The 8206-nt window shown below is 68.8% G+C and carries 3 protein-coding genes; all 3 read left to right on the top strand.

Annotated features, from left to right (window positions below):
• Nucleotides 1–236: 236 nt before the first annotated feature.
• Nucleotides 237–3365: an efflux RND transporter permease subunit gene (locus AC27VN_RS25150; RefSeq protein ID WP_490878280.1), complete on the top strand. Its 3129-nt coding sequence runs from the start codon at nucleotides 237–239 to the stop codon at nucleotides 3363–3365.
• Nucleotides 3366–4059: 694 nt separating this feature from the next.
• A complete protein-coding gene (locus tag AC27VN_RS25145; protein ID WP_490878279.1) occupies nucleotides 4060–7374 on the top strand; it encodes an efflux RND transporter permease subunit in 3315 nt (1104 codons plus the stop codon).
• 44 nt (nucleotides 7375–7418) lie between these two features.
• A partial coding sequence (locus AC27VN_RS25140) for a TolC family protein (protein WP_490878278.1) occupies nucleotides 7419–8206 on the top strand: 788 nt, incomplete at its 3' end.

Below are 8206 nucleotides of genomic sequence, written 5' to 3'. Positions count from 1 at the left end.
CCAAGGACGACCCCGAGCAGCTCGAGCGCCGCAAGCGCTTCCTCGAACAGCTCGACCGTGGCGACCCCGCCGCGCTCGAACGCTGGCAGCGCATGGCCGAACGGCAGGGCCAGGGTGGCCAGGGCGGGCAGGGCGAGGGCCGCCGCCAGGCGCCGCAAGGCCAATGACGCGCCGGCCTTCCGCCTCGGCATCTCCCGCCGCGCCGCCCGCAGCGCCCTCGACGACGAATTGATCCCATGAGCCCTTCACGCCCGTTCATCCTGCGGCCGGTGGCGACCTCGCTGCTGATGGTCGCCATCGTGCTGGCCGGCCTGGTGGCGTTCCGCTTCCTGCCGCTGTCGGCGCTGCCGCAGGTCGACTACCCGACGATCCAGGTCCAGACGCTCTACCCGGGCGCCAGCCCCGAGGTGATGAGCAACACCGTCACCGCGCCGCTCGAACGCCAGTTCGGCCAGATGTCGGGGCTCGACCGCATGAGCTCCACCAGCGCGGCGGGCGTGTCGATCATCACGCTGCAGTTCACGCTGGGCCAGACGCTCGACGTCGCCGAGCAGGAGGTGCAGGCCGCGATCAACGCCGGCGGCTCGCTGCTGCCGGCCGACCTGCCGGCGCCGCCGGTCTATGCCAAGGTCAACCCGGCCGACGCGCCGGTGCTCACGCTGGCGATCACGTCCGACACCCTGCCGCTGACCGAGGTGCAGAACCTCGTCAACACGCGGCTGGCGCAGAAGATCAGCCAGGTCTCGGGCGTGGGGCTGGTATCGCTCAGCGGCGGCCAGCGGCCGGCGGTGCGCATCCAGGCCAACACGCAGGCATTGGCGGCCAACGGCATCGGCCTCGACGCGCTGCGCACCGCGATCAGCGCGGCCAACTCCAACGGCGCCAAGGGCAGCTTCGACGGCCCCAAGCGCGCCTACACCATCAATTCGAACGACCAGCTGCTCACGGTCGACGACTACAAGAACCTGATCGTCTCGTACAAGAACGGCGCGCCGATCCGCATGGTCGACGTGGCGCGCGTGGTCAACAGCGCCGAGAACAACCAGCTCGGCGCCTGGGCCGGCACCAAGGCCGCCGGCGATGCCGAAGGCACGCTCACGCCCGCGATCATCCTCAACGTGCAGCGCCAGCCCGGCGCCAACGTGATCGCCACCGTCAACGCCATCAAGGCGCAGCTGCCCGAGCTGCAGGCCGGCATGCCCGCGGGCCTGAAGGTCGAGGTGCTGAGCGACCGCACGGCCGGCATCCGCTCGTCGGTCGAGCACGTGCAGATGGAGCTGGTGCTCGCCGTGGTGCTGGTGGTGCTGGTGATCTTCGCCTTCCTCGGCAGCCTGCGCGCCACCGTCATCGCCAGCATCGCGGTGCCGATCTCGCTGATCGGCACCTTCGGCCTGATGTACCTGCTGGGCTACAGCCTCAACAACCTGAGCCTGATGGCGCTGACCATCGCCACCGGCTTCGTGGTGGACGACGCGATCGTGATGATCGAGAACATCGCGCGCTACATCGAGGAGGGCGAGAAGCCCTTGCAGGCCGCGTTCAAGGGCGCCACCCAGATCGGCTTCACCATCATCTCGCTGACGGTGTCGCTGATCGCGGTGCTGATCCCGCTGCTGTTCATGGGCGACGTGGTCGGCCGGCTGTTCCGCGAGTTCGCGGTCACGCTGGCGATCACGATCCTGATCTCGGCCGTGGTGTCGCTCACGCTGGTGCCGATGATGTCGGCGCGCTGGCTCAAGCACGAGCCCAAGCGCGACCCCGCCAGCCACGGCATCGCCGCGCGCGCGCAGCGTTTCTTCGACGGCGTGATGACGCGCTACGACCGCTCGCTGCACTGGGTCATCGACCACCAGGCGCTCACGCTGCTGGTCGCGCTGCTCACCCTGCTGCTGACCGTGGCGCTCTATCTCTCGATCCCCAAGGGCCTGTTCCCGACCCAGGACACGGGCCAGCTGCAGGCACGCATCGAGGCCGCGCAGGACGTCTCGTTCGACCGCATGTCGCAGCTGCAGCAGCAGGCCGCGCGCGCCGTGCTGGCCGACCCCGACGTCGAGAACCTCAGTTCCTTCGTCGGCGTCGATGCCGCCAACAACACCATGCTGCACACCGGCAGCATGCTGATCAACCTGCGCCGCGGCCACGACAGCCAGCAGGCCGTGATGGACCGCCTGCGCGAGCGCGTGCGCGGCGTGGCCGGCGTGACCCTCTACCTGCAGCCCACGCAGGACCTGACCATCGACGCCGAGACCGGCCCCACGCAGTACCGCGCCTCGCTCGAAGGCGTGGACGGCGCCGCCATCACCGACTGGATGCAGCAGCTGGTGGCGAAGCTGCAGGCCGAGCATGGCGACAAGGTGCGCAACGTCAGCAGCGATGCCGGCGCCCAGGGCCTGGCGGCCTTCGTCAACGTGAACCGCGACACCGCGGCGCGGCTGTCGATCACCGCGAGCACGGTCGACGACGCGCTCTACAGCGCCTTCGGCCAGCGCATCGTCTCGACCATCTTCACCGAGACCAATCAGTACCGCGTGATCCTCGAGGCGCAGCCCGGCATGGTGAACACGCCGCAGACGCTGGGGCAGCTCAACCTGATCGCGGGCTCGGGCACCGCGACGCCGCTCTCGGCCATCGCCGACATCAGCGAGCGGCAGGCGCCGCTGCAGATCACGCACGTGGCGCAGTACCCGGCGAGCACGCTGAACTTCGATACCGCGCCGGGGGTGGCGCTGGGGTCGGCGGTCGACACGATCCGTGCGACGGCGAAGGAGATCGGGTTGCCGAAGAGCATCACGATGACCTTCCTCGGGGCTTCGGGGGCTTACGAGAAATCACTGTCGAACCAGCTGTGGCTGATCCTGGCGGCGGTGGTGTGCGTGTACATCGTGCTGGGGGTGCTGTACGAGAGCTACGTGCATCCGCTGACGATTCTGTCGACCTTGCCATCCGCCGGGGTGGGGGCGCTGCTGGCGTTGATGGTGACGGGCAACGACCTCGGGGTGATCGGGATCATCGGGATCATCCTGCTGATCGGGATCGTGAAGAAGAACGCGATCATGATGATCGACTTTGCGATCGATGCGGAGCGCACTGAGGGCAAGTCGCCTCGGGAAGCGATTCATCAGGCAGCGCTGTTGCGGTTTCGGCCTATCTTGATGACTACGCTGGCTGCTCTGTTTGCTGCTGTGCCTTTGATGTTCAGTTTCGGCGATGGTGCTGAGCTGCGGCGTCCTTTGGGGTTGGCTATTTTTGGGGGGTTGATCGTTAGTCAGCTGCTGACTTTGTTTACTACGCCTGTTATTTATTTGGCGTTTGATCGGTTGGGTGGGGCTCGGCGGTCTGGGGTGGTTGAGGAGGAGGTGGTTTGAGTTTCCTCTTTCGTTCGGCTGCTTTGTGTTCTTGTGCTGCTTCTTCTGCGGGGGCTGTTGGCCGGGAATTCGCCCCGGCGGGCGAGTCACTTTCTTTTGTCTCGCCAAAAGAAAGTAACCAAAGAAAAGGCGACCCCACTGTCTGTGTCCCTCCGCTTCGCTACGGGCAACCTGCGGTGCTCGGGGAAAGCGGGGGTCCGCAGAACTCGCTGCGCTGCGCTCCGCTCAGACAGCTGCGGCCCTTATCCCGCTTTCCCCTGCGCTCCTCGGCACAGCCAGAGGGGAGTGGTTCGGGCCATCGCTGCGCTCGGCCGCAGATACCCAACGGGCCTTCGCTTCGCTCGGCCGCGGCTATCGGGCGTAGCGGGCGAGCTCGCACCCCCCACACAGGGACGCGCCATGGCGCGTTGACCCTGACCCCCTCTGGCTGCGCCGAGGAGCGCAGCGTTTCGCGGATAAGGGCTCGCAGCTGTCTGAGCGCAACGAAGTGGAGCGAGTTCTGCGAGACCCCGCGAAACGCGAGCACCGCAGGTTGCCCGCAGCTTCGCTGCGGGTCGCAGACAGTGGGGTCGCCTTCTTTTGCTTACTTTTCTTGGCGAGACAAGAAAAGTAAGTCGCCCGCCGGGGCGAGACCCGGCCAACGGCCTCAGCAAAAAACAAGACCGTTGCACACCATGAACGCAGGAGGCAAGAGATGAACCTCTCCCGCCCCTTCGTCCGCCGCCCCATAGGCACAGTCCTCCTCACCATCGGCATAGCCCTGGCAGGCATCGCAGCCTTCTTCGTCCTCCCGGTCTCCCCGCTACCGCAAGTCGACTACCCGGTCATCTCGGTCCGCGCCTCCATCCCGGGCGCCAGCCCCGAGACCATGGCCACGAGCGTCGCGACGCCCCTCGAACGCCACCTGGGCACCATCGCCGGCGTCAACGAGATGACCTCGACCAGCTCGGTCGGCTCCACCCGCGTCACCTTGCAGTTCGACCTCAGCCGCAACATCGACGGCGCCGCGCGCGAGGTGCAGGCCGCGATCAACGCGAGCCGTGTCGACCTGCCCGCCACCCTGCGCAGCAACCCGACCTACCGCAAGGCCAACCCCGCCTCGTCGCCGGTCATCATCCTGGCGCTGACCTCGAAGACCAAGACGCCGGGCCAGATCTACGATGCCGTGTCGAACATCGTCAGCCAGCGGCTGTCGCAGGTCGACGGGGTGGGCGACGTGGAGATCGGCGGCGGCTCGCTGCCGGCGGTGCGCATCGAGCTGCTGCCGTTCGCGCTCAACCGCTACGGCATCAGCACCGAGGACGTGCGTGCCGCGATCCAGGCCTCGAACGCGAACCGGCCCAAGGGCATGGTGCAGGGCGACGGGCGCAAGCTGCAGGTCTACACCCAGACGCCGGCGCTGCGCGCGAGCGACTACGCCTCGATGCTGGTGGCCTGGCGCAACGGCGCGGCGGTGCGGCTGGCCGACGTGGCCGAGGTCTACGACGGCGTCGAGGACACGCGCACGCTGGGCCTGTTCAACGGCGAGCCGGCGGTGATCGTGCTGATCACGCGCCAGCCCTCGGCCAACATCATCGAGACGGTCGACGGCGTGCGCGCGCTGCTGCCCGAGCTGCAGTCGCAGCTGCCGCCCGACGTCGAGCTGCGCGTGGCCTCCGACAGCACCAGCTCGATCCGCGCCTCGCTGCACGAAGTGGAGTTCACGCTGGTGGCCTCGGTGCTGCTGGTGGTGCTGGTGGTCAGCCTGTTCCTGCGCAGCGCGCGCGCCACCGTCGTGCCTGCCGTGGCCACGGTGGTCGCGCTGCTCGGCACCTTCGGCGTGATGTACCTGCTGGGCTTCAGCCTCAACAACCTGAGCCTGATGGCGCTCACGGTGGCCACGGGCTTCGTGGTCGACGATGCGATCGTGGTGCTCGAGAACACCAGCCGCCACATCGAGGCCGGCATGACGCGCATGAAGGCCGCGCTGCTCGGCGCCAAGGAAGTGGGCTTCACGGTGCTGTCGATCAGCGTGTCGCTGGTGGCGGTGTTCATCCCGCTGCTGTTCATGGGCGGCCAGGTCGGGCGGCTGTTCCGCGAGTTCGCGGTCACGCTGTCGGCGGCGGTGATGATCTCGCTGGTCATCTCGCTGACCACCACGCCGATGATGTGCGCCTGGCTGCTCAAGCGCGGCGGCGAGGCCGACAAGACCAAGCCGCCGGGCCGCTTCGCGCGCTGGTCGGAACGCGGCTACGAGTGGGTGCTCAAGCGCTACGAGGTCAGCCTCGACTGGGCGCTCGGCAGCAAGGCGCTGGTGGCGCTGATCCTGCTGGCGGTGATCGGGCTCAACGTCTACCTGTTCAGCGCGGCGCCCAAGGGCTTCTTCCCGCAGCAGGACAGCGGCCAGCTCAACGGCGGCCTGCGTGCCGACCAGAGCATCTCCTCGCAGGCGCTCGCGGCCAAGCTGCGCGAGGTGGTCGACATCATCCGGCGCGATCCGGCGGTCGACACCGTCACGGGCTTCATCGGCGGTTCGCGCGCGGGCGGCGGCTTCATGTTCGTCAACCTCAAGCCCGCGAACCAGCGCACCGAGAGCGGCATGGCCGTGATCGCGCGGCTGCGGCCGCAGCTCAACCAGGTGACCGGCCTGCGCGTGTTCCTCAACACGGTGCAGGACGTGCGCTCGGGCGGGCGCTCGAGCAACTCCACCTACCAGTACACGCTCAAGAGCGACAACCTGGCCGACCTGCGCACCTGGGCCGGCAAGCTGGCCGACGAGCTGCGGCTGCAGCCGAACCTCACGGACATCGACACCGACCAGGACCAGAACGGCGTGGAGACGGTGGCCGAGGTCGACCCCGACAGCGCGCGCCGGCTCGGCCTGACCTCGCAGGCGGTGGACAACGCGCTCTACAACGCTTTCGGCCAGCGCCAGGTGGCGACCATCTACACCGAGCTCAACCAGTACCACGTGGTGATGGAGTGGGCGCCGCGCTACACGCGCAGCCCGAATGCGCTGCGCGACGTCTACGTGCCGGCCACGCGCACCTCGGTGGTGGCGGGCCAGACCGTGACCACGCAGGTGGCGGCCAACGGCACGACCAACCAGTCGACCTCGGTGGCCACCAGCAACACGGCCACGGGCTCGAAGACCGGCACCGCGTCGACCGCCTCGAGCACCACGCCCACGGTGCCGGTGTCGGCCAACGCGGGCTCGCGCAACGCCTCCACCGGCAACGTGCTGAGCAACACGCCGACCACGCTGGTGCCGCTGTCCTCGGTGGCGAAGTTCGTCGAGCGCTCGGTCGCGACCTCGGTGAGCCACGAGGACGGCGAGCTGGCGACCACGATCTCGTTCAACCTGGCCGAGGGCGCCAACCTCGGAGATGCGCGCGAGGCGATCGCCAAGGCCGAGGCCAACATCGCGATGCCGATCAACGTGCGCGGCGCCTTCGCGGGCACGGCGCTCGCGGCGCAGCAGTCGCAGGGCCAGCAGGCGATGCTGATCCTGGCCGCGCTGGTCGTCATCTACATCGTGCTGGGCATCCTCTACGAGAGCCTGGTGCACCCGATCACCGTGCTGTCGACGCTGCCCTCGGCCGGCGTGGGCGCGGTGCTGGCGCTGCTGATGTTCCGCATGGAGTTCTCCATCATCGCGCTGATCGGCGTGTTCCTCTTGATCGGCATCGTGAAGAAGAACGCCATCCTGATCATCGACTTCGCGCTCGAGGCCGAGCGCTCGCGCGGCCTGAGTCCGCTGGAAGCGGTGCGCGAGGCCTGCCTGCTGCGCTTCCGCCCGATCCTCATGACCACCATGGCGGCCGCGCTCGGCGCGCTGCCGCTGGCGATCGGCTTCGGCGAGGGCGCCGAGCTGCGCCGGCCGCTGGGCGTGGCGATCATCGGCGGGCTGATCGCCAGCCAGGTGCTGACCCTGCTCACCACGCCGGTGGTCTACCTGCTGCTCGACAAGCTGCGCCGCCGCGGCGCCGACGAGAGCCACCTGAGCCGCACGATGGAGGTCCAGCCATGACCGCAACGACAAAGACACCACGGCCCGCACGCGCCGTTCGAAGAATGCCCGCCTCCCTGTTCCAGACTCCCTTCTTTCCGAAGCGCATCGCGCTGGCCGCGACGCTCGCCGCGCTGCTCGCGGGCTGCGCCGTCGGCCCGGCCTACCAGGTGCCGGCTGCCGTGTCGCCCGCGGGCTGGAAGGAACAGAAGACCGCCGAGGGCTGGCTGCCGGCCGCGCCGGCCGACACGCTCGAGCGCGGCGAATGGTGGAAGCTCTTCGGCGATCCGGTGCTCGACGAGCTCGCGGGACGGGTGCAGGTGTCGAACCAGAACATCGCGGCCGCGGTCGCCAACTACGCGCAGGCCCGGGCGCTGGTGCGCGGCGAGCGCGCGGCGCTGTTCCCCTCGGTCTCGCTGAGCGGCAACGGCAAGCGCAGCGGCAACGTCGGCGGCGACAGCAATGCCTCGAACGCCTTCTCGGCCACGCTCGCGGCCGACTGGTCGCCCGACGTCTGGGGCCGGCTGCGCGCGGCGGTCAGCAGCGCGCAGGCCAATGCGCAGGCCAGCGAGGCCGACCTCGCGGCGGCGCGGCTGTCGGCGGTGGGCGAGCTGGCCACCAACTACTTCTCGCTGCGCGAGGCCGATGCCGAGATGGTGCTGCTCGACGAGACCATCGAGGGCTACCAGCGCGCCTACGAGATCACCAACAACCGCTACCAGGCCGGCATCGCCGCGCAGACCGACGTGCTGCAGGCGCAGACCCAGCTCGTGAACGCGCGCGCCGACCGCGTCGGCCTGCAGCGCACGCGCGCCACCTACGAGCATGCGATCGCGGTGCTGGTGGGCGCGGC

The organism is Variovorax sp. 20P10.2.4, from assembly GCF_058244205.1.
Note: the sequence above shows the minus strand (reverse complement) of the source record. Positions and strands in the feature narration are given on the sequence as shown.

What these genes read in the sequence shown, in the direction of transcription:
- AC27VN_RS25150 (WP_490878280.1), top strand. Translation starts at nt 237, where the DNA reads ATGAGCCCTTCACGCCCGTTCATCCTGCGGCCGGTGGCGACCTCGCTG.
- AC27VN_RS25145 (WP_490878279.1), top strand. Translation starts at nt 4,060, where the DNA reads ATGAACCTCTCCCGCCCCTTCGTCCGCCGCCCCATAGGCACAGTCCTC.